Origin of the sequence: Marinovum sp. PR37, assembly GCF_028807375.1 — a bacterium.
GTDB classification, from domain to species: Bacteria; Pseudomonadota; Alphaproteobacteria; order Rhodobacterales; family Rhodobacteraceae; genus Marinovum; species Marinovum algicola.
In genome coordinates this window covers 102,426-122,667 of sequence record NZ_JARAML010000011.1, presented here as the reverse complement: position 1 = coordinate 122,667, position 20,242 = coordinate 102,426, and the positions used below count along the sequence as shown (strand labels likewise).

19 protein-coding genes and 1 other RNA gene are annotated in these 20,242 nt (G+C 66.4%); 10 read left to right on the top strand and 10 right to left on the bottom strand.

Annotated elements, in window-relative coordinates; genetic code table 11:
* Positions 1 to 132: 132 nt before the first annotated feature.
* Positions 133 to 738 (bottom strand): hypothetical protein, encoded by a 606-nt coding sequence (locus PVW49_RS11570; protein ID WP_048533163.1) that lies wholly within the window; start codon positions 736 to 738, stop codon positions 133 to 135.
* Positions 739 to 853: 115 nt separating this feature from the next.
* On the opposite strand from PVW49_RS11570, the gene PVW49_RS11565 reads away from it, so the two are divergent.
* Positions 854 to 2,218: a cytochrome P450 gene (locus tag PVW49_RS11565; RefSeq protein ID WP_074835896.1), complete on the top strand. Its 1,365-nt coding sequence runs from the start codon at positions 854 to 856 to the stop codon at positions 2,216 to 2,218.
* Between the two features lie 61 nt (positions 2,219 to 2,279).
* On the opposite strand, the gene pheT is transcribed toward PVW49_RS11565, so the two are convergent.
* Both pheT and ald read right to left on the bottom strand, forming a co-directional pair.
* A complete protein-coding gene (gene pheT, locus PVW49_RS11560) occupies positions 2,280 to 4,679 on the bottom strand; it encodes a phenylalanine--tRNA ligase subunit beta (protein ID WP_274590583.1) in 2,400 nt (799 codons plus the stop codon).
* Between the two features lie 162 nt (positions 4,680 to 4,841).
* Positions 4,842 to 5,963 carry an alanine dehydrogenase gene (ald, locus tag PVW49_RS11555; protein WP_074835893.1) on the bottom strand — a complete coding sequence of 374 codons (1,122 nt, stop codon included), beginning with the start codon at positions 5,961 to 5,963 and terminating at the stop codon, positions 4,842 to 4,844.
* 138 nt (positions 5,964 to 6,101) lie between these two features.
* Between ald and PVW49_RS11550 the strand changes: the two genes are divergently transcribed.
* The gene (locus PVW49_RS11550; protein ID WP_048533159.1) at positions 6,102 to 6,560 is read left to right on the top strand and encodes an Lrp/AsnC family transcriptional regulator; all 459 of its coding nucleotides are present in this window, start codon (positions 6,102 to 6,104) and stop codon (positions 6,558 to 6,560) included.
* A 91-nt stretch (positions 6,561 to 6,651) separates the two neighbouring features.
* On the top strand, positions 6,652 to 7,566 hold the full coding sequence (gene ppk2 / locus PVW49_RS11545; protein WP_074835891.1) for a polyphosphate kinase 2: 915 nt from the start codon (positions 6,652 to 6,654) through the stop codon (positions 7,564 to 7,566).
* A gap of 96 nt (positions 7,567 to 7,662) precedes the next feature.
* Here ppk2 and PVW49_RS11540 read toward each other — a convergent pair whose 3' ends face one another.
* The 3 genes from PVW49_RS11540 to PVW49_RS11530 all read right to left on the bottom strand — a co-directional run bounded on the left by PVW49_RS11540 (position 7,663) and on the right by PVW49_RS11530 (position 12,492).
* Entirely contained in the window at positions 7,663 to 8,787 is a 1,125-nt protein-coding gene (locus tag PVW49_RS11540; RefSeq protein WP_274590582.1) for a M48 family metallopeptidase, read from the bottom strand.
* The gene (locus PVW49_RS11535; protein WP_274590581.1) at positions 8,784 to 10,106 is read right to left on the bottom strand and encodes a DUF898 family protein; all 1,323 of its coding nucleotides are present in this window, start codon (positions 10,104 to 10,106) and stop codon (positions 8,784 to 8,786) included. The genes PVW49_RS11540 and PVW49_RS11535 overlap by 4 nt, the downstream gene beginning before the upstream one ends.
* 79 nt (positions 10,107 to 10,185) lie before the next feature.
* Positions 10,186 to 12,492, bottom strand: a complete 2,307-nt coding sequence (locus PVW49_RS11530) for a DNA topoisomerase IV subunit A (RefSeq protein WP_074835887.1) — start codon at positions 12,490 to 12,492, stop codon at positions 10,186 to 10,188.
* A 203-nt stretch (positions 12,493 to 12,695) separates the two neighbouring features.
* On the opposite strand from PVW49_RS11530, the gene PVW49_RS11525 reads away from it, so the two are divergent.
* From PVW49_RS11525 to PVW49_RS11505, 5 genes are all read left to right on the top strand, one after another.
* On the top strand, positions 12,696 to 13,265 hold the full coding sequence (locus PVW49_RS11525) for an SH3 domain-containing protein (protein ID WP_148562892.1): 570 nt from the start codon (positions 12,696 to 12,698) through the stop codon (positions 13,263 to 13,265).
* 310 nt (positions 13,266 to 13,575) lie between these two features.
* Complete coding sequence (locus tag PVW49_RS11520; RefSeq protein ID WP_274590580.1) at positions 13,576 to 14,316, top strand: SH3 domain-containing protein; 741 nt, start codon at positions 13,576 to 13,578, stop codon at positions 14,314 to 14,316.
* 79 nt (positions 14,317 to 14,395) lie between these two features.
* Positions 14,396 to 15,223 carry an SDR family NAD(P)-dependent oxidoreductase gene (locus PVW49_RS11515; protein WP_048533153.1) on the top strand — a complete coding sequence of 276 codons (828 nt, stop codon included), beginning with the start codon at positions 14,396 to 14,398 and terminating at the stop codon, positions 15,221 to 15,223.
* A 70-nt stretch (positions 15,224 to 15,293) separates the two neighbouring features.
* Positions 15,294 to 15,497: a twin transmembrane helix small protein gene (locus PVW49_RS11510; RefSeq protein ID WP_048533994.1), complete on the top strand. Its 204-nt coding sequence runs from the start codon at positions 15,294 to 15,296 to the stop codon at positions 15,495 to 15,497.
* 1 nt (position 15,498) lies between these two features.
* Positions 15,499 to 16,071: a cob(I)yrinic acid a,c-diamide adenosyltransferase gene (locus PVW49_RS11505; protein WP_048533152.1), complete on the top strand. Its 573-nt coding sequence runs from the start codon at positions 15,499 to 15,501 to the stop codon at positions 16,069 to 16,071.
* A gap of 66 nt (positions 16,072 to 16,137) precedes the next feature.
* On the opposite strand, the gene PVW49_RS11500 is transcribed toward PVW49_RS11505, so the two are convergent.
* The 3 genes from PVW49_RS11500 to nudC are packed head-to-tail and all read right to left on the bottom strand — an operon-like array spanning position 16,138 to position 18,497.
* The gene (locus PVW49_RS11500) at positions 16,138 to 16,953 is read right to left on the bottom strand and encodes a DUF4198 domain-containing protein (protein WP_074835883.1); all 816 of its coding nucleotides are present in this window, start codon (positions 16,951 to 16,953) and stop codon (positions 16,138 to 16,140) included.
* A 58-nt stretch (positions 16,954 to 17,011) separates the two neighbouring features.
* Positions 17,012 to 17,491, bottom strand: coding sequence for a hypothetical protein (locus PVW49_RS11495; protein ID WP_074835882.1), 480 nt, complete (start codon positions 17,489 to 17,491; stop codon positions 17,012 to 17,014).
* A gap of 40 nt (positions 17,492 to 17,531) precedes the next feature.
* A complete protein-coding gene (gene nudC / locus PVW49_RS11490; protein WP_274590579.1) occupies positions 17,532 to 18,497 on the bottom strand; it encodes an NAD(+) diphosphatase in 966 nt (321 codons plus the stop codon).
* 86 nt (positions 18,498 to 18,583) lie between these two features.
* On the opposite strand from nudC, the gene ffs reads away from it, so the two are divergent.
* Both ffs and PVW49_RS11480 read left to right on the top strand, forming a co-directional pair.
* Positions 18,584 to 18,680: signal recognition particle sRNA small type (ffs, locus tag PVW49_RS11485), an RNA gene on the top strand.
* A gap of 328 nt (positions 18,681 to 19,008) precedes the next feature.
* Positions 19,009 to 19,761 carry a helix-turn-helix transcriptional regulator gene (locus PVW49_RS11480; RefSeq protein WP_074835879.1) on the top strand — a complete coding sequence of 251 codons (753 nt, stop codon included), beginning with the start codon at positions 19,009 to 19,011 and terminating at the stop codon, positions 19,759 to 19,761.
* A gap of 59 nt (positions 19,762 to 19,820) precedes the next feature.
* On the opposite strand, the gene PVW49_RS11475 is transcribed toward PVW49_RS11480, so the two are convergent.
* On the bottom strand, positions 19,821 to 20,195 hold the full coding sequence (locus tag PVW49_RS11475) for an STAS/SEC14 domain-containing protein (RefSeq protein ID WP_074835877.1): 375 nt from the start codon (positions 20,193 to 20,195) through the stop codon (positions 19,821 to 19,823).
* Positions 20,196 to 20,242: the final 47 nt, after the last annotated feature.

Genomic DNA, 20,242 nt, shown 5'->3' with positions numbered 1-20,242 from the left:
GTTGCAGTGCGGTTTGGAACGCTCAAACTTTTCCTTTGCCATGTCTTCTGGCGCCTCGTGGTCTGGGGGGCCGGACTTGGCCCGTTGCTACATCGCGGGCGAGATATTGGCTTTGAAGAGGAAAATCAAGCGTCAGTTGACCGGTTCGGCCGCCTTGTTGGTGTTCTTGCCGTCTTCGGCTTTTTCGACCCTCGCCTCGGGGGTAAACCAGCCGTGGCGCTTCTGTTGCACCCCCAGCCAGACCTCGAGCTGCTTGGTGCCCTTGATCACCAGGTTCTCCATCTGCTGTTCGGCGGTCTGGGTCAGGCCCGAGCCCGCCACCGTCTCGGCGCTGATCGCCTCGAGCACGGTGATCTCATGCGGCTCCTCGTTCAGCTTGATGCCCTTTTCGTCGTCCCAGACGGTGACGCGAAAGATCAGGACCGATTTCGGTTGCAGCACCAGCGGCACGCCGACCTGGGCCAGCACGTAGCCCTCGACCGAGATGCCGAAGTGATAGAGCTTCTTGTCGGCGCCCTCGTAGCGGCGGAACCGGTCCTCGACCGCCGCGTCCATCGCAGCGATCCATTGCTCCTTGCTGGCCTCGCGCGAGAGCGGCCCCTTGACCAGATTGGGCGCGACGACGATCGAATGCCCCAGCTTGAAATCGCCCAGCGGCGCCGGGGCTTCGTCGAGATCGCGGCCATCGCCACAGGAGACAAGAGCGACAAGGGCGAGGAGGGCAATCAGGGCGCGCATCGGGCAGTGGTCCTTGGTTGGATCGTGCAGGCCATTACCTAGCCCAGTGGACAAGGTGGCGCAATTGCACGCGGCCGCCAGCCACCTATATCTTGTAGGCAAGGGAGAGAGCGCCATGCCGGACACCACACTGCCGCCGCGCCTGCCGGTGCATGTGCCACTGGGCACACGCCCGCTCGGGCTCTTGGCGAGCCTTTCGGCCGCGCGGCGCAACCTGTTGAGCATCATACCGAAAATTGCCACGACCCAGCCGATGGTCTCGGGCAGGACCGGGGCGCGCTGGCACATGGTGATGGATCCGGATGCGATCCGCGCGATGCTGCTGGAACGGCTCGACGATTACCCCAAGTCGCTGGTGACCAAGAACCTCCTGCGTCCGGCGATCGGCGAATCCCTGTTCATTGCCGAGGGGGCGCATTGGCGCTGGCAGCGCCGCGCCGCGGCACCGGTGTTTTCCCATCGCAACGTGATGAACCTGGCGCCGATCATGACGGCGGCGGCGGAACGCTGCTGCGCCCGCATTTCCGCCGCCGGGCCCCGGGCGGTGAACCTGCATGACGAGATGGTGACAACCACCTTCGATGTGATCTCGGATGTCACCTTCTCCGGCGACAGCGTGTTCGACAAATCCGGTGTGCACCGGGCGATTGACGATTACATCGCCGCTGCGGGCAAGATCTCCCTGTTTGACATGCTGGGCTTTCCCGACTGGGTGCCGCGCCCCGGGCGCCTGCTCTCGGGCAATGCGGTGCGGCAGATGAAAAGCGTCGCCGACAGCGCGATCGACGCCCGCGCGGCGCGCGGCCATGACGGCGTGCCCGACCTGCTCGACCTGCTGCTGGCCGGCGAGGACCCCGAGACCAAACGTCGGATGTCGGTGGCCGAGCTGCGCGACAACCTGCTGACCTTCATTGTTGCCGGCCATGAGACTACGGCGCTGGCGCTTTCCTGGTCGCTCTATCTCTGTGCCTTCGATCAGGAGGTGCAGGAACGCGCCCGTGCTGAGGCGCAATCCCTGCTTCAGGGCCGCGCGGCGGGGGGCGAGGATGTGGCAGAGCTGCCCTATGTCCGGCAGATCGTCGACGAGGCGATGCGGCTATATCCGCCGGCCGGGATCATTTCGCGCACCGCGCGGAAAGCCGACACGCTCTGCGGCCGCGAGGTGCGGCCCGGGGATACCGTAATGGTGCCGATCTATGCGCTGCACCGCAACGCCTTGCTGTGGCGGGAGCCGGACGCGTTTCGCCCCGAGCGCTTTGCCGATCGCAAGGCGGTGCCGCGCTATGCCTATCTGCCGTTCGGTGACGGTCCGCGGATCTGCATCGGCGCCAGTTTCGCCATCCAGGAAGCGGTGATCATCCTTGCGACCCTGTTGTCGCGGTTCCGGTTCACGCCGGTCGACGGGCGCACCCCGGGGCCGGTGATGATCATCACCCTGCGGCCCGAGGGCGGCGTGTGGTTGGAGGCGGAGGCGGTTTAGGCGTTAGCGCGGGCCGGGATATGCGGCGGGTATGCAACCCACCGCCCGGGACCCGGCCGAACTACCCCCGCAGCACGCCGCCGGTTGCCTTTTCGACCTTGGCGACAACCTTGGACGACACCGCCTCGATGTCCTTCTCGGTCAGCGTCTTTTCCGAGGGTTGCAGCCGCACGGTGATTGCCAGCGACTTCTTGCCTTCGCCCAGCGAGCCGCCGATGAATTCGTCGAACACCCGCACCTCGGAGATCAGCGCCTTGTCGGCGCCGCCGGCGGCGTTGACCACGTCGAGCGCCGCCACATCCGCGTCAAGCACGAAGGCGAAATCGCGTTCCACCGCTTGCAGGTCGTTCAGCTCCAGCGCCTGACGCGTCGCGCCGGATTTGCGCGGCAGCGGGATATCTTCGGGGAAGAGGGTGAAGGCCATCGCAGGGCCTTTCACGTCCATCGCCTGCAACACCCTGGGGTGCAGCTCGCCGAAGATGCCCAGCACCTTCTTGGGCCCGAGGCAGATCACCCCGTGGCGGCCCGGATGCCACCAGCCCGGACCGTCGCGGCGGATCTGCGCCTTGGCCGGGGCGCCCATCGCCGCCAGGATCGCCTCTGCATCGGCCTTGGCGTCAAAGACATTCACCGCTCGCGACGCGCCATGCACATCCTTGGGCCCGGTGCGGCCGACCAGCAGGCCCGCCACCTGGGTGCCCTGTTCGCCGGGTTCGCCGCCCGAGAACACATGGCCGAGCTCGAACAGTGCCATGTCCATGAAGCCGCGCGCCTGATTGCGCGCCGCCGCCTGCAACAGCCCGGGCAGAAGATCGGGGCGCATGTGGCTCATCTCGGACGAGATCGGGTTGGCCAGCCGGGTCGCATCCTCGCCGCCGCCAAAGAGCCGGGCCGAGGCCTCGTCGATAAAGCTGTAGGTCACGCATTCGTTGTAGCCCAGCGCCGCCGTGCCGCGCCGCGCCGCCGCCTCGCGCTTTTGCATCGGCGAGAGGATCGGCCGCGGCACGCCTTCGGAGGGGCGCGGCAGCGGTTTCGCCGGCAGCTTGGTCAGCGAGGCGACACGGGCCACCTCTTCCACCAGGTCGGCGGTGCCCAGCACATCGGGGCGCCAGGACGGCACCTGCGCGGTATTGCCTTCGAGCCGGAATCCCAGCGAGGTCAGGATCTGGCGCTGCTCGCTCTCGGGGATCTCCATGCCGACCAGCGATTGCAGCCGCTTCGGGTCGAGCTCATAGGCGCGGGCCACATTCGGCACCTCTCCGGCCATCACGATCGACGAGGCTTCGCCGCCGCAGAGATCGAGGATCATCTGCGCCGCATCCTCCAGCGCCTGCATGTTGTAGGCCGGGTCGATGCCGCGTTCGTTGCGATAGCGGGCGTCGGAATTGATCTTGAGCGCGCGGCCGGTCATGGCGATCTGGATGTGATCCCAGACCGCGGCCTCGAGAAAGACATTGGTCGTCTCGAGCGTGCAGCCGGTGGCCAGCCCGCCCATGATGCCGCCGATGCTCTCGACGCCCTGATCGTCGGAGATCACGACCTGGCCTGCCGCGAAAGTGTACTCCTTGTCGTCCAGCCCGGTCAGCAACTCGCCGCCCCGGGTGCGGTGCACCCGGAGGTTGCCTTTGACCTTGTCGGCGTCAAAGACGTGCAGCGGCCGGTTGCGGTCATAGGTGAAGAAATTGGTGATATCGACCAGCTTCGAGATCGGCCGCAGCCCGATGGCGCGCAGCCGGTCCTGAAGCCACTGCGGGCTGGGGCCGTTTTCGATGTTGCGGATCAGCCGGCCGGCAAAGACCTCGCAGCCGTCCTTGCGGGTGTCGTCGTCGATACGGATGGCGATCGGGCAGGGGAACTGGCTCTCGACATGGTGCCGGTCGGGGGTCTTCAGCTTGCCCAGCCCGCGCGCCGCCAGGTCGCGGGCAATGCCGTGCACGCCAAGCGCGTCGGGGCGGTTGGGCGTGATGGCGATCTCGATCACCGGGTCGACCTTGGCCGGGTCGTTTTCGGCCAGCCAGTCGGTGTAGCTTTGACCGACCTCTCCCGAAGGCAGTTCGATAATGCCTTCATGCTCTTCCGACAGCTCCATCTCGCGTTCGGAACACATCATGCCGTAGCTCTCGATGCCACGGATCTTGCCCACGCCGATGGTGGTGTCGATGCCCGGCACATAGACACCGGGCTTGGCGATCACCACGGTGATGCCTTCGCGCGCGTTGGGCGCGCCGCAGATGATCTGGGTCTCGCCCTCGGCGGTGGCCACCTGGCAGACCTTGAGCTTGTCGGCATCGGGGTGTTTCTCGGCGCTGACGACCTTGCCGATGGTGAATTCCGCCAGCCGCTCGGCCGGATTCGAGACCTCCTCGACCTCGAGGCCGAGATCGGTGAGCGCATAGGTGATCTCATCGACCGAGGCCTGCGTGTCGAGATGATCCTTGAGCCAGGACAGGGTGAATTTCATGTGCGTCGCTTCCGGTCAGTCAATCGGTTTGGCCGGGAGATACCGTAAAGGGGGGACAGGGGAAAGACCCGGCATGCCGCGGCGCCGCCCCCCGATCCTTCTTCTGTTCGAAAATATCGCGGAGGGCCCGCAAGGTGGGGGCAGAGCCCCCTCCGCCATCGCCTAGGCTGCGCTCACCAGCGTGCTCGGTGCCGCCACCTCGATGCCCAATGCCTGGCCCACCGCGCCATAGGTCAGCTTGCCGGCATGCACGTTCAGCCCGTTGAGCAGGTTCTCGTCCTCGGCGCAGGCGCGTTTCCAGCCCTTGTCGGCCAGCGCCAGCATGAAGGGCATGGTGGCATTGCCCAGCGCGATGGTCGACGTGCGCGCGACGGCGCCCGGCATGTTGGCGACACAGTAATGCATGATGCCGTCGACCTCGTAGATCGGGTCGGCGTGGGTGGTGGCCTTCGAGGTTTCGAAACAGCCGCCCTGATCGATCGCCACGTCCACCAGCGCCGCGCCGGGCTTCATCTCCGAGAGCTGCGCGCGCGAAATCAGCTTGGGTGCGGCGGCCCCGGGGATCAGCACCGCGCCGATCACCATGTCGGCCTCGCGGGCGATCTCGGCGGTGTTGCCGGCGCTGGCATACATTGTCTTGAAGGTGCCGCCGAAGACGTCGTCGAGATAGCGCATCCGCGGCAGCGAGCGGTCGAGCACGGTGACATCCGCGCCCATCCCGGCGGCCACCCGGGCCGCATGGGTGCCGACGACGCCGCCCCCGATCACCGCCACTTTCGCAGGGCCGACGCCGGGCACGCCGCCCATGAGGACGCCGCGGCCGCCATTGGCCTTTTGCAGCGTCCAGGCGCCGACCTGCGGCGCCAGCTTGCCCGCCACCTCGGACATCGGCGCCAGCAGCGGCAGCCCGCCGCGGCCGTCGGTCACCGTTTCATAGGCAATCGCGGTGCAACCCGAGGCCAGCAGGTCGCGGGTCTGCTCGGGATCGGGGGCAAGGTGCAGATAGGTGAACAGCAACTGCCCCTCGCGCAGCATCTTGCGCTCGCCGGCCTGCGGCTCCTTGACCTTGACGATCATCTCGGCCTCGGCAAAGACCTGTTCGGCGCTGTCGACGATGCCGGCGCCCACGGCGCTGTAGGCTTCGTCCTCAAAGCCCGCGCCGGCACCGGCGCCGCTCTGGACGATGACCTCGTGGCCATGCGATATGGCTTCCTGGGCCGCGTTGGGCGTCAGGCCGACGCGGAATTCCTGGGGTTTGATCTCGCTGGGGCAGCCGATCTTCATCTTGGGGTCTCCCTGTTGGATTTTCTGTCAGCATGGCGCGGATCTGGGGGCAGGTGATTGACATTTTTCCTTGGTTCCGGGGCATTTTTCGGAGACCCTTCGGTAATATGGAGATTTCATCGAAGGATACTTGCCTGAATGCAGTTGGACCCGACGGACCGACGAATCCTGACCGTGCTTCAGAAACACGGCCGCATGTCCAACGCCGACCTGGCCGAGCGGATCAATCTCTCGGCCTCGGCCTGCCACCGCCGGGTGCAGCGGCTCGAGGACGAGGGGATCATCCGCGACTATGTGGCGATGCTCGATCCGCGCAAGCTGGGGCTGCCTTCCACGGTCTTTGTCGAGATCTCGCTTTCGGGGCAGTCCGACGAATTGCTCGAGGGGTTCGAAACCGCGGTGGCGCGGATTCCCAATGTGCTGGAATGCCATCTGATGGCGGGCACGGCGGATTACATCCTCAAGCTGGTGGTCGAGGACACCGACGATTTCGCCCGCATCCATCGGCAATATCTCACCCGCATCCCGGGTGTGGCGCGCATGCAGTCGAGCTTCGCCCTGCGCACCGTGTTCAAGACCACGGCGCTGCCGGTCTGAGACGCCCGCCGGCGCGGCCCCGGCGCGGGCTGACACGAAAGCGTCAAACCCGGCTGATAAAGCCGCCGAAACGACAGACTTGGAGCCGCCCATGACCGAAGATGACGACCGCGCGCTGGACTGGCTTGAAGCGGAGCTTCAGGACACGCTGGACGAGGATATCGAGATCGAGTTCTCGGAGCCGATGCTGAGCCGCGAGATCCGCAAGATCTACCTGCGCGAACACCCCGAGATGCTGGGCCGCGAGGTCTATTTCCGCAACCTGCTGCGGCTCCAGGCCGAGCTGATCAAGGTGCAGGACTGGGTGCAGCACACCGGCGCCAAGGTCTGCATCCTGATGGAAGGCCGCGACAGCGCCGGCAAGGGCGGGGTGATCAAGCGGATCACCCAGCGGCTGAACCCGCGGGTCGCCCGGGTGGTGGCGCTGCCGGCGCCGTCGCGGCGCGAGCAGTCGCAATGGTATTTCCAGCGCTATGTGCCGCATCTGCCCGCCGGCGGCGAGATCGTGATGTTCGACCGCTCGTGGTACAACCGCGCCGGGGTGGAGCGGGTGATGGGCTTTGCCAGCGACGACCAGGTCGAGCAGTTCTTTCAGGACGTGCCGGAATTCGAGCGCATGCTGGTGCGCTCGGGGGTGATCCTGCTGAAATACTGGTTCTCGATCACCGACCAGGAACAGCAGCTGCGCTTCCTGATGCGGATCCACGATCCGATGAAGCAATGGAAGCTCTCGCCGATGGACCTCGAGAGCCGCCGCCGCTGGGAGCAATACACCAAGGCCAAGGAAGAGATGTTCGCCCGTACCAACATCCCCGAGGCGCCGTGGTACATTGTCGAGGGCAACGACAAGAAACGCGAGCGGCTGAACTGCATCGAGCACATCCTGTCGAAGATCCCCTACGAGGAGGTGCCGACCGAGAAGGTGACCCTGCCGGAGCGGGTCTACAACCCCGACTACGAGCGCCAGGTGCTGCCGGACGAGCTTTACGTGCCCAAGGTGTATTAGGGCGGCAGCCGGCGCGCCGGTGGGGGCGCTGCCCCCGGCGCCTCCGGCGCCCCCCCCCGAGGGTATTTTCGGCAAGAGGAAAGACAGTGCGGCGGTTCAGTTGCAGATGGTTTGCAGCGCGCTCCATTCCGCATCGCCGAGGACCGGGCGCGCGGCAAAGCCCGGCGGCAGGTCGGTCTCGGCGGCGAGGATGCGCTCGGAGAGCGCGGGATGCGAGGTGAAATGGGCGAGAAAGCCCTCCGCCTCGCCATAGGTCCTGCGCAGCCGGTCGAAGAAGCTGCCGAGCGCGGCAGGCGTGATGCCGGTGTCGAGCAGGAGATCGCGGGCGAAGGCATCGGCGGCAGCCTCGGCCTCGCGCGAGTAGCTGGCCTCGATCAGCTGTTCGGCGAGAAGGAGCACCAGCGCGCCGCCGGCGAAATCGCCGAACAGCAGGCCGAGCACGCCGATCGATCCGGCCGAGCGCAGCGCGTGGCGGGTGGGATCGCGGCTGACCACATGGCCCAGCTCATGGGCAAAGACGGCGGCGACCTCTTCGGGGCTTTCCGCCGCTTGCAGCAGCCCGCGAAAGAACACCACGTAGCCGCCGGGCAGGACGAAGGCGTTGATCATCTCGTGGTCGAGCACATGCACCGAGATCTCTTGCCCGGCCGGCAGACCGGGGGCGAGGCGGCTGCGGATCGTCTCGAGCGCGGCCCGGCCCTGCGGGGTTTCGCAGAAGGCGACGGGCTGGCCCATGCCGGTTTCATCCAGCGCGCCGCGGATCTGCTCGAGCGTGGCGGCGCCGAGGGCGCGTTCGCCTTCGGGCGGGATGAAGTTTGCCATCTGGTTGGCCAAGGCGGGCACCAGCACGAAGACGATCAGCGCCACCGAGGCGACCGCCGCCAGGGCCCAGGCGGCGAGCCTGCCGCGGTTGACCAGCGGCGCCGGGCGGCGCACGTCGGGCAGGCGTTCGAGCAGCAGCGCATCGTCGAGGATCAGCCGGGCCACCGGGTCGTCCCGGCGGTGCAGGATCACCAGGTCGCCGCCGCCCTGATCGGGCAGCAGGCGCAGCGCGTCGAGCGGCCAGTGCAGGGGCGGGGCGCCGATGCGGGCGATCTTCAGCGCGCGGATGGCTTCGTCGACGGTGACCCGGGCGAGATCGCCGATCGCCGTGTCGCCATCGAAATAGAGGCCTGTGGCCTCATAGGCCTCGGGCGCGGCGCCGATGCGGACCACGGTCATATCGAGGCCCCCAGGTCCAGCGCCTCGGCGAAGCCTTCGGCCTCCTGGAACTCGTCCCGCGCGCGTTGCGAGACCCGGGACAGGGCGGCGGGGTTGTGGATCGTCAGCGTGGTGGCGTAATGGCGCCAGGTGGGCATCGTCACCCAGGCATGGGTGAAAGTGGCCCAGAGCAGGAAGATCGCGAAATAGAGCGCCACGCCCAGCGCCACCAGCAGCGGCCGGGGCAGGGCCGCGAGCAGCGCCCCAAGCTCGCCGAACTCCTGCATCACCTCGGTCTGGGCGAATTGTACCAGCGCCACGCCGAAACCCAGCAGCCCCAGCGGCAGCGCCAGCACCAGCGCCGTGGCGAGCGTGCCCAGAACGGTGATCATCAGGATGCGAAACGGTTTTGGTCGGGCGGTCAGGGCAAGGCCCATGGCGGATTTGTGGTTGGCCAGCAGGCGGGTGGTCTCGACCCGGTAATATACATAGCCATAGGCCGCCAGCCCCCAGGCGGCGAGGATCAGCGTATATCCTTCGCCGCGGCCCGCCCCCAGCGCCAGCGCGCTGCCCAATCCGCCCAGCAGCAGCGCCGCAAGGAGCGGCCAGGTGGCGCGGTAGAGCATGGTCCAGCGGCCGCCCTGGGTCAGCCTCGCATTGCCGAAATAGGTCCGGTCGGTGCGGTATTTCTCGAGCCAGAAGGTCATGCGCGGCCAGAGCAGGCCGAGGCTGAGCAGGGTGATCGCCCAATGCATCATCGCCCGCCAGACATAGCCCCAGGCGCCCGGCGCCATGCCGAAGCGCACGCCGCGCCAGCGGGTGCGGGCCAGCACATAGCGCCGCGCCCGGTAGCGGGCATAGAACCACAGCGGGATCACTCCGAGGAAGCTGAGCGCATAGGCCGCGTAATTCTGCTGAAAGAGCGAGAAGCTGACAAACATCAGCGCCAGGTTCACCACCCCGATGTAGAAGGCGAGGATCACCACCGCGATCAGGAAGCCGAGCAGCTTTTCATAGGGGTCGCCGACATATTCCAGCGGCGTGCCGCCGGGGCGGGTGGCCGACCAGTACCAGCGGCGCAGCCGGGTCTTCATCCAGAACCGGTAGAGGCCGAGGGTCAGCACGGTGAGACAGCCGGTCTTGAGCGCCAGCCAGAACACCGCGCGGCGGCGGCCGACGAAATCGATGGCGAGGCTGTCGGGCGGGCTGGGGCTGGCATAGCTGCCGCGCGGCGGCCAGTCTTCGGTATGGCTCGGGGCGTCTTGGGCGGCCGCCGGGGTCGCCAGGGCCGGGCCGCCGGCTCCGGGCGAGGCCTTTTCCCAGGCTGAGGTCTCCGGCATGTCAGGCTCTCCGCGGGCTGTCCTGTTCCAGAGGAGAACGCTGCCGCCCGGTTGTCAACCAACCGCGCGGCAGCGGGTGTCAGGTAAAGGTGTTGTCCCGCGGGAAGCCGCGCGGCGCCATGCGGCCAGTGCCGGCACGTTTGCCCTGCCATTCGGCAAGGTTGCTCTCGGTGCGGGTGCGCCCGGCCGGATCGCGCCAGCTCAGCCCGTCGGCGAGGGTAAAGGTGGTGGCATCCGACATGCCGCCATCTTTGTACTTTTGCAGCCGAACACCCTTGCCCCGGCCCATTTCGGGCAGTTCGTCGAGGCCGAAGACCAGGACCTTGCGGTTTTCGCCCACCACCGCCACGGCATCGCCGGTCACCGGTTTGCAGACCCGGGCGCGGGTGGGCGCACGCACGTTGAGCACCTGCTTGCCGGCGCGGGTCTGGGCCACGACCTCGGCTTCCGGCACGACGAAGCCGTCGCCGGCCGAGGAGGCCACCAGCAGTTTGCGCTCGGGGCGGTGAATGAAGAGATCGACGATCTCGGCCTCGTTCGGCAGATCGACCATCAGGCGCAGCGGCTCGCCCATGCCGCGCCCGCCGGGCAGGTTGGCGGCCGAGACGGTGTAGAACCGGCCATTCGAGCCGAAGACCAGCAGGCGGTCGGTGGTTTCCGCGTGAAAGATGAAGCGCGGGCCGTCGCCGTCCTTGAACTTGAGTTCGCGGTTCAGGTCGATATGGCCGGTCATGGCGCGAATCCAGCCCATCTGCGAGCAGACCACGGTGATCGGCTCGCGGTCGATCATCGCCTCGAGCGGCACCTCCTCGATCTGGCCTGCCTCGGCAAAGGCGGTGCGGCGGACGCCGCCGGCGTAATCCTTGCCAAAGGTCTTCTTGGCTGTTTTCAGCTGATCGCTGATCCGGTCCCATTGCAGGCCTTCGTTTTCCAGCAGATCCTCGAGCCCGGCGCGTTCCTCCATCAGCGCGTCGCGCTCGTTCAGGAGCGCCATTTCTTCCAGCCGGCGCAAGGCGCGCAGCCGCATGTTGAGGATCGCCTCGGCCTGCACTTCGGTCAGGCTCTGGGCGTCGGTTTCGGCGGGCGGGACATAGTCGTTTTCATCGGTGGCGCGGATGAAATCGCGGCCCCAGTCCTCGCGCATCAGCGCTGCCTTGGGCGCGTCGTCATAGCGGATGATGTCGATCACCCGGTCGAGGTTGAGAAAGGCGATGATCAGGCCTTCGAGCACCTCGAGCCGGTGGTCGATCTTTTCCATCCGGTGCAGCGAGCGGCGTTGCAACACCTCGCGGCGGAAATCGAGGAAGGCGCGCAGCACCTCCTTCATCGAACAGACCTTGGGTGTGACGCCGTCGATCAGCACGTTCATGTTGAGCGAGAACCGCACCTCGAGATCGGAGCTGCGGTAGAGCATGCCCATCAGCACATCGGGATCGACATTCTTGGACCGCGGTTCCAGCACCATGCGGATGTCATCGGCGCTCTCGTCGCGGATGTCGGCGAGGATCGGCACCTTCTTGGTCTGAATCAGCTCCGCGATCTTCTCGATCAGCTTCGACTTCTGCACTTGAAAGGGGATCTCGGTGATGACGATCTGCCATTGGCCACGGCCCAGATCCTCGATCTCGTGTTTCGCCCGCAGGCGGAATGACCCGCGACCGGTGCGATAGGCCTCGGCGATGTTCTCTTTCGGCTCGACGATCACCCCGCCGGTGGGGAAATCGGGGCCGGGCACATAGTTCAGCAGGGTCTCGTCGCGGGCGTCCGGGGTACGGATCAGATGCAGGCAGGCGTCGATCAACTCGGGGATGTTGTGCGGCGGGATGTTGGTGGCCATGCCGACCGCGATGCCCGACGAGCCATTGGCCAGCAGGTTGGGGAACTCGGCCGGCAGGACGGCGGGTTCGGTCAGGCGGCCATCGTAATTGTCGCGAAAATCGACGGCGTTCTCATCCAGGCCGTTGAGCAGCGCCTCGGCGACAAAGGTCATCCGCGCTTCGGTGTAGCGCGAGGCGGCCGGATTGTCGCCGTCGATGTTGCCGAAGTTGCCCTGGCCGTCGACCAGCGGATAACGGACGTTGAAATCCTGCGCCAGACGCGCCATCGCATCATAGATCGCGGCATCGCCATGGGGGTGGAAATCGCCCATGGTGTCGCCCGAGATCTTGGCCGATTTCAGGAACTTGCCATTCGAGGCCAGCCGCAGCCGGTGCATCGCGTAAAGGATGCGCCGGTGCACCGGTTTCAACCCGTCCCGCGCATCGGGCAGGGCCCGGTGCATGATGGTCGAAAGCGCATAGGTCAGGTAGCGTTCGCCCAGCGCCCGGCGCAGGGGTTCTGCCAGATCGGCCTGGCCGATGTTGTTGTCGGAAGTGTCGTCGCTCATGGATATTGTGTAGCCTCAGCAGCGGTGACCGTAAAGCACCTGATGTCTCACAGCGCCTTGTACCTGAAAGGAGATGTAAAGGGGCATCGGGATAGGAGGGGAGCGCCAGGCAGCTTTTCCCTTAGTCCGTGTGTTCGAATCAGCTATCCAGACACCGGAGCAAAGTAAAGTCTGCCAGTACGAGTAAGCGGGGGCGTTTGGGTATGAAATCCTATGTTTGGGTGACGTTCGGGCTGTTGGGGTTGATCTATTACGAGATGTCCGGCGGCGCCGATTTCGTGCCTGGCGACCGGGGCGTCAAGGTTTTTGCCCGGGTCGATCCGGTGATCGTCCGGGAAATGTCCGGCGGAGCCGAGGTGACGCGCCTGGCGCTGGTCGATGCGGCCAGCCTCGGCCCCGATCCGGCCGAGTACCCCGACAGCATGCAGATCGAGCTTGAAACCGCGGTCCTGACCGCGATCCGAAGCCAGGAACCCTCGACCGAACCGGCCGCGTCCCGGGAAGAGAACCGGGTTGCCGTCGCGCTGGCAGTCGCCGAAGCGGTGGCGGATCGGCCGGGTCAGGACGCCGCGCCGAGAGACCTGCGGTCGGTCAATGGTTCGCGGGTCAATCTGCGCGACGGGCCGGGCACCGGCTTTGGCGTTCTGGGCACGCTTGCGCGCGGCACCGAGGTCGAAGTGCTGGAAGACCCCGGTGCCGGCTGGGTGCGGTTGCAAGTGGTGCCCGAAGGACAGATCGGCTGGATCGCGGATTTCCTGCTCGACGGAGCCTGATCTCGGCACCGGTTCGCCGGGCCGCCCTCTCTCTTGCGAGGAATGTGCCATCGCGCGGCCCCCGCAGGCCTCGGGGTGTGTCGCGGATCAACAAAAATCCGGGAGCAATGGAACCATCGGACTCCCCGCAGTGTTAACCTGACAACCGGCCGCGACGGCTGAGACGGCACAATCAGGCGGCACCATTTCCGGGAAACCTGCTTCGGTTTTCCCCGCGTTTCGCGGGCCCTGTTGTGCAATCCAGATCTTAGCCCGGGCGCGGGACCTGCCGCATCGGTTGCGGCATCGGATGTGAACGGGAGATCGCGCCATGAAAACTTATGTCTGGTTGACTTTCGCCTTTCTTGGCTGGGGCTATTACGAGGCCTCTGGCGGCGCAGATTTCCAACCGGGAACCGCCAATGCCGACGGCGCCGCCATTGCCGCCGAAGCGCCGCAGGCCGAGACGCCGCGGAAGGTGGCCCGCCGGCAGGCGGCCGATCTCGCCCCGCGCGGCACCGTCCAGCGGCAGCTTGAAACCGCGTTGCTGACTGCGCTGCGCGACAAGCACCCCGCCGCGCAACCCCGGACATTGAGCAACGTGAAGGCCCTGGCCTTTGCCGCAGAGGCGCAAGAGCCGGCACAGGACGACCAAGTCTCCGCCGCGCCGGCCGTCGCCCGAACCGATGCACCGCCGCTGCGCCCCGATGACCTGGGTGAGGCGGTCGGCGAGTCCGAGATACCCGTGGCCATTGCCTCGAACACCCGGGCGGCCCCCGAGGCCTCGCTTCGCCCGCGCCTGCGTCCGCGCGCGCTGGCCGGAGCGCCGTCGGGCGCGACGCTCACGGTCTCGACCCGCAGCCCGGCCGGGCAATTTGCCAGCGGCCGTATCACCGCCTCGCGGGCCAATCTGCGGATGGGGCCGGGAACCAATTTTCCGGTGCTGTCGGCGATGACCTCGGGGACCGAGGTGCGCATCCTGCGCAGCGGCCAGGACGGCTGGGTCAAGCTGAAGTCGGTCGAGAGTGGCCGGATCGGCTGGATGGCCGGTCATCTCGTCGCCACACGGTGACGCCTGCGGATCTCTGCTTGCGTCTGCCGCCCGCCTCGCTCACATCATGCGCGTGACGTGACCACCGACAGGAGCCCGCATGCGCAAGTCCATCCTGATTACCGGCTGTTCCTCGGGCATCGGCCGCGACGCTGCCCTGGGCCTGCAACGGCGGGGCTGGCGTGTCTTTGCCTCTTGCCGCAAGGAGGCCGATTGCCAGGAGCTGCGCGATCAGGGCTTTGAGAGCCCGCGCATCGATTATGCCGACCCCGACAGTATCCGCTCCGGTCTGGCGCAGGTGCTCGAGGCCACCGGCGGGCGGCTCGATGCGCTGTTCAACAACGGCGCCTATGCGGTGCCCGGCGCGGTCGAGGATCTGCCGCGCGAGGCGCTGGCCGAACTGTTTCAGACCAATGTCTTTGGCGTGCACGACCTGACCCGGCAGGTGATCCCGGTGATGCGGGCGCAGGGCCATGGGCGGATCGTCAATTGCTCGTCGATCCTGGGGTTCATCGTCGCCCCATGGCGCGGCGCCTACAACGCCAGCAAACATGCGCTCGAGGGGCTGACCGACACGCTGCGGATCGAGATGCGCGACACGCCGATCCGGATCATCACGCTCGAACCGGGGCCGGTGACCTCGCGCATCCGGCAAAACTCCGTGCCGCATTTCGAACGCTGGATCGATTGGGAAAACGCGCCCCGCGCCGAGCAGTACCGCACCCGGCTGCGCAAGCGGCTGTATGACGAACGCGGACCGGACCGGTTCGAGCTGCCGGCCTCGGCCGTGACCGAAAAGCTCTGGCGGGCGTTGGAGGATCCGGCGCCGCGAGCGCGCTATTACGTGACCACGCCGACCTATGTCTTCGGCCTGCTCAAGCGGCTTCTGCCGACCGCCTGGCTCGACTGGATCCTCGCCAAGGGGTGAGGCGATACGCCATTTCGCTTTCGCCCGGCGATGGCGTATGTCACAGGCAATCACCAACCGGGAGGCCGTCATGGCGAATGATCCGCTCTTTTACATCATCGGCGTCGCCCTGCTCTGCGTCGTGGCCATTCTGCTCTTTGGCATCGGCAGCTTTGCCAAGGGCGGGGCGTTCAACAAGAAATACGCCAACAAGGCGATGCGCTGGCGGATCATCGCACAGTTTGTTGCGGTGGTGCTGATTCTGCTGTTTGTCTGGATCCGGGGAAAGGGCTGACATGGTTGTACTGAGCAAGATCTACACCCGCACCGGCGACAAGGGCGATACCGCGCTGGGCAATGGCACCCGGGTGGCCAAACATGCGCTGCGGGTCGACGCCTATGGCACCTCGGACGAGCTGAACGCCACTGTCGGGCTGGCGCGGCTGCATGCCGAGGGCGAGGCCGACGCGGCGCTGGCGCGAATCCAGAACGACCTGTTCGATCTGGGCGCCGATCTCTGCAACCCCGAGCCGGAAGACGGCGAGACACCGGAGTATCCGCCGCTGCGGATGGTGGCCGAACAGACCACGCGGCTGGAGGCCGAGATCGACGCGATGAACGCGCGGCTGACGCCGTTGCGGAGCTTCATCCTGCCCGGCGGCTCGGCGCTGGCGGCGCATCTGCATCTCTGTCGCACGGTGGCGCGCCGCGCCGAGCGGCTGGCGGTGGAGCTGGCCGGGGCAGAGCCGATCAACAGCCACGCGGTGACCTATCTCAACCGGCTGTCCGACTGGTTCTTCGTGGCCGGCCGGATCGCCAATGACGATGGCGCCGCCGACGTGCTCTGGGTGCCCGGCGCAAACCGCTAGGCCGGTAATCCCGCGCGCCCCGGGCGTGTCCCGGGGCCCCTGCCTGTCGAGGGGCGGACCTTCTGCCTACTCCGGCACCTTGAAGGTCAGCGAGGCCCAGAGCGATTCCCACACCGGGTCATCCTCGGCCACCGGCTCCAACGGACGGACCACCACCGCATCGGCAAGATAGACCTGCCCCGGGGTCACCGGCAGCAGCGCAACCCCCTCGGCGTCGGTGCGCAGCAGCGTGATCTCGACCTCGCCCTCGGGCGATTTGGCAAAAAGCTCGACCTGCGCATCGGCCCGGGGCGCGCCCTGATAAAGCACCCGGACTGGCAACCCGTCCGAGAGATCGTCGGTATAGGGATTGGCCAGCGCCACGATCTCGGTTTCGAGGCCTGCCTCGCGGTCGGCCCCCGCGCCATCGCCGACCGCGATCAGCGCCTTGCCATACCGCGAATAGCGCTCGCGCACGCCGGTCTCGGACAGGCCGCGCGCCTTGTGTTCCTCAAGCAGCGGCGCCCAGTCCTTGTGGATCAGGAAACTTTCGAACAATTCGTAGTCCTGATAGGTCAGGACGGTGTCGTTGGTCACATGCACGACCACCGCCAACCCGTCGTCCGGCGTCGGCACGCGCAGGGCCGGCCGGTCGCCGGCGCGGCCCCGGATCTGATAGGTCTGGTCGTTCATCAGGATGTCGAACCGCCGGATGCGCGGCGGAAAGTAGGAATAGGCCGGGCCTTCGAATTTTTCTCCGACGCGGATATTGGCCATCAGGAAGCTGTTCGACGGCACCTGCCAGGCCAGCGCATCGATGTAAAACTCATGCGCAGCCGCGAGAAGCGGAAAGGCGCTGAGCCCCAGTCCGAGGCCAAGTGTGGCGGTCAATCGTCGTATCATCGGGAACCCTCCTGCAAGATGCGAACGATAGCGCGCCCGGCGACATCGGCAAGCCGGCTCACGCAGCTTTGCGCGCGCGACCCTCGATGGTCTTGGCGAATTGCGCCACCCGAACCGAAAACTTCCTTGTCATCCGCGCCTTGGCCAGCTTCAGCGACTGCACCAGGAGCCGCGCCGAGAGCGTTCTGGGGGCCAGCCGCGCCTGCACGTTCATCCGGGTGCGATTGGGCGTCAGCGCGGTCAGGTCGATGGTCATCTCGGTCTCCATCCCGCCGGCCTTGCCGGCAAAGGCCAGAGCCTCCGGCGGCAGGATGCGCAGCAGCGCGATATCGGCCTCCATCTCGCGTCCGCGAAACTTGAAACCGGCGGTCCAGCGCTGGCTGGCCTCAGGGTCTGTCCCGACCCCGGCCGGGGCGCCATGCCTGCGAACCTTGACGCCCCGGCGCATCGCCTGGCGTTCCATGGTTTCGAAATCCGAAAGCGCGGCAAAGACCTTGTCGATCGGCGCTTCGATGTCTTCCTGACTGGTGAATTCCATCTGACGGCCCGGCCTGTTTTTGTTGGCCGTCAGTCTTGCGTCAATCCAGCGTATCCGCAAGCCAGTTCCGCAGGAGAAACTGTGCAATTGCACCTTTCCGCGCCGGCAGGAGCACCGGATGATCGCCGGCAAAGGCGGAGACCATCTCCTCTCGGCTGACCCAGCGCGCATCCTCGAGCTCGACCGGGTCGAGGGTGATGGCGCGCGCCAGCGCCTCGCCCTGGCAGCCAAACATCAGCGAGGCCGGAAAGGGCCAGGGCTGCGAGGCGAGATAGCTGACCTGGCCCACCGGAATGCCGGCCTCTTCCAGCACCTCGCGGCGCACCGCCGCCTCGAGCGTTTCGCCCGGTTCGACAAAGCCGGCGAGCAGGGAATACATCCCCTCGGGCCACCCGGGAGAGCGGCCGACAAGCACGGAATTGCCATGGGTGATCAGCATGATGACCACCGGATCGGTGCGCGGGAAATGCTGTGCGCCGCAGTCGCGGCAGGCGCGCTGCCAGCCGGCGTTGATGATCTCGGACTTGCTGCCGCAGCGCGAACAGAAGCCATGGCTGTCGTGCCAGCCGAGGATCGCCTTGGCAGTTGCCGCCAGTTCGGCGTCGCGCGGGGTGAGCCGGGTCATGTTCATCCGCAGCTCGGCAAAACCCATGCCGCCGGGCAGGTCGGGGTGGCGTTGCACCGAGGCATCGACGAAGTGCCCCAGCGTCCCGCCGTCGAGATCCACCGGTTCCCACGCCGAGAGGTTGCAGGCAAAGATCGCCGCACCGCCCTCGCGGCCGAGCAGCATCAGGTCGTCGTCGCCCTGCGCCAGCACCGGGTGATCGAGCGGCAGGCGGATCAGCGCGCCGGTTTCCTCGTCCAGCAGCGGCTTGCCGCGCCAGATCAGCACGGCGCGGGCCTGCGGGTCGGCCTGCGCGGCGGCGAGGGCCGCGGCATCGCCGCGAATCTCGGCCGCGCGGTCGAGGGCCGAACCGCCAAAAGTGACCGTTTCCGCGTGTTTCATGCTGGCTCTCCCGTAGGTGTCAGCGTGGGGATGGCATGCGGATGCCCCTCTTGCAAGCGGCGGCGCGGTTGATTACATAGCGGGTCGAGAGGTTGGCGCGGGCAGGCGCCTCGCCAACCCGGTCAGGTCCGGAAGGAAGCAGCCGTAACGAGCCCCGCTTGGGTCGTTGTCCAGCCTCTCACCAGATTTCTTCACAAGGCGTTGAAATTTATCAAATGCCCTGCTCTCAAGGGCTTGGGACCGTTTGCGGTGACGGTCACGATGACAAAACGGATGTGAAGATGGCAGACGCGACAGATAATCTCGATGTGGCTGGAGGCCGGGCGGTAATTGTTTCGTGCCCTTCCAAGGCGCTACGATTCGGTCCCGGGCAGAGAGCGCCATCAACGGTGTCCGGCCCCGGCGAATGGATGCGGGAGCGTCGCGTGGCCCTGCCGTTTTGCCCGGTCTTCCGCTAAGCTTCTGATCAGAGCCATTTCCTCGACGCCCTCATTTGCAGGAGACCGCCACCGTGAAGACGACGCGCATCGGGCAACTGGTGATCGACACCGCCGATGCGCTGGCGCGCGCGCAGGATGCCGACAGCCATTGGTGGGCGACCATGGGCATTGCGCGTCGCCTTGGTGCCGAGGCGGTGAACATCGGGGGTTTCAACACCGCTCCCCGCCAGGTCAATTGGGTGCGAAGCTCGAAGGATCCGCTCTGGCTCGAGCAATACAGCCAAGAAGGCTTCGCCACGGTCGATCCCCTTGTTCGCGGCGCCTTGTCCAGGGATGTCCCTTTGCTTGTCGATATTGCGCGCGAAGAACGGCGTGCGCCGGCTTCGGGAAAGCTTCGCGACTGGCGCGCCGCGAGCCTGAGCTACGGCTACAATTTCCTGATTTCTTACGGTTGCTATTCAGGGGGGCAGGGAGCGGGCATCACGCTGAGCTGCCGTGATGATCCCACCTCGCTGTTCGGGGCCGGAACCCTGCGAGCGTTTTCCGCCGTTTCGGCGATGATGGCGAACACGCTGATCGAGTCGAAGGACGATATCCACGAGGGCTGGGCCTATGGCGCGGAATGTGAGCGGTTGTCGCCATCGGAACGCGACGTTCTGGCGTTTATCGCCAACGGGCTGACCGGACATATGATCGCGGATCTGTTGAACGTCACCGAATTCGAGATCTGGCGGCGCATTCGCAATGCCTGCCTCAAGATGCAGGCGAAGACCGTGGAACAAGCGCTGGCCAAGGCGATTTCGAGCGGTCTGGTGGAGCCCTGACGCGACAGGGCCCCAGACGCAATCGCGGCGTGCGGGGCAAGACAACCCCGCCTGCCGCCTCAATCCTCCGGGTTTTCGCCGTCGAGCCAGGCCCGCGCCGCATCCAGCCCGTCGCGCGGGAACACCCGCATCCGGGTGGGCAGAAGCGCGCCCACCGACCGGGCAATCGGGCTCAGCCAGCCGATGTCGGTGACCACCGCGATATGGCTGATATGCGGCAGCGCCTTGATGTCAAACCGGAGGCCGGGCAGCAGAAGGCCCGGGTCGAAGCCCGAGAAATGATCGACCACCTCGATCATCTGCACCGTGCCATGGGCGTCGATGAAGGCTTCCATCGGACCGGCAATGCTGTCGTAGTCCGCCTTGGTGATCTGGCCGCTGACGGTGAATTCGACGCGCTTTTTCTCGGGGAACTCGGTGTAGGTGATGGCCATCGTGCGTGCTCCCTTGGTTGGATGCCGGCGGTCTTCAGGCCGGCGTG